Genomic DNA, 1,048 nt, shown 5'->3' on the forward strand with positions numbered 1-1,048 from the left:
GTCGCAGCTGTCGCCGGGGTCCGCCCCGGCGACAGCTGCGACGCCGCGGGCTTCCAGGGCGTCGGCCAGAACGAGGCCTCCCGCGACCGCCTCTGCGCCGTCGGCCGCACGGTCGGGACCGGTGGCCCCGTGACCGCGACGACCGAGGACGCCGGAGCCGCCCGCCCGGCGGAGTGAGCGATCAACTCCACGCCCACTGCTTATAGTTGAGGTCATGGTCTTCCAGCCGTCGGTGCGACCCGCCGTTTTCCACGCAGCGTTCCGCGACCAGTTCGAGGTGTTCCTCGACGAACACCGCTCCGCGCTGCACGACAGCCTGAACGGGCTCACCGAGGAGCAGGCGCGCCGCTTGCTGGTCGCGTCCAGGACCACGCTGCTCGGTCTGGTCAAGCACGCCACGTTCGTCGAGAAGGTCTGGTTCGACGAGGGGATCAGCTGCCGGTCCCGTGCGGAGATCGGCATACCCGACTCGCCCGACGAGTCGTTCGTCCTCCGCGACGACGACACGATCGCCTCGGTCCAGCGTGCGCATCGGCAGGCGTGTGCGGCGTCCCGCCGGGCCACGGCGGCGCTGACGCTGGACGACCTCGTACGGGGCAACCGCCGGGGCCCGCTCCCGCTGCGGTGGGTCTACCTCCACGTGCTGCGCGAACTCGCCCAGCACTGCGGGCACGCCGACATCCTGCGCGAGCAGATCCTCGGCGGCACGACACGCCACGACTGACCCGGGGGTCGTCCGGGCGGCCCGCGCTGCCGCCCCCCGCACGTCCGCCGCCCGGGGCGTTAGCCCACCTGGCTGGGCACGCCCGTGCGGTTCACCTGCCCGCGTGCCTGCTCGTGCTTCCATCGCGTCAGGAGGCATACGACATGGCTGACCACCGACAGCAGAACACCGCGCCTGCCGCGCCCCGGCGCCCCCGCGCCGCGCGCCGCACCGCGCTGAGGGCGGCCGCTGACGGTCACGACCGGGCTCGCGGCCCGGCCGGACGGGACCGGGCTCCGGGGACCCGGGCCGGCCCGGCCACCGCGCGCGCAGGCCCCGGCGCCT

At 74.6% G+C, this 1,048-nt stretch carries 1 protein-coding gene and 1 pseudogene; both read left to right on the plus strand.

The window, feature by feature from the left end:
- Positions 1-214: 214 nt before the first annotated feature.
- Positions 215-724, plus strand: a complete 510-nt coding sequence (locus tag ACFF45_RS35455) for a DinB family protein (RefSeq protein ID WP_381351162.1) — start codon at positions 215-217, stop codon at positions 722-724.
- A gap of 143 nt (positions 725-867) precedes the next feature.
- Positions 868-1,048: pseudogene (locus ACFF45_RS35460) on the plus strand (hypothetical protein); the annotation flags it as partial.

It is taken from the genome of Streptomyces cinereospinus (genome assembly GCF_042430725.1).
GTDB lineage: Bacteria > Actinomycetota > Actinomycetes > Streptomycetales > Streptomycetaceae > Streptomyces > Streptomyces cinereospinus.

What these genes read in the sequence shown, in the direction of transcription:
- ACFF45_RS35455 (WP_381351162.1), top strand. Translation starts at nt 215, where the DNA reads ATGGTCTTCCAGCCGTCGGTGCGACCCGCCGTTTTCCACGCAGCGTTC.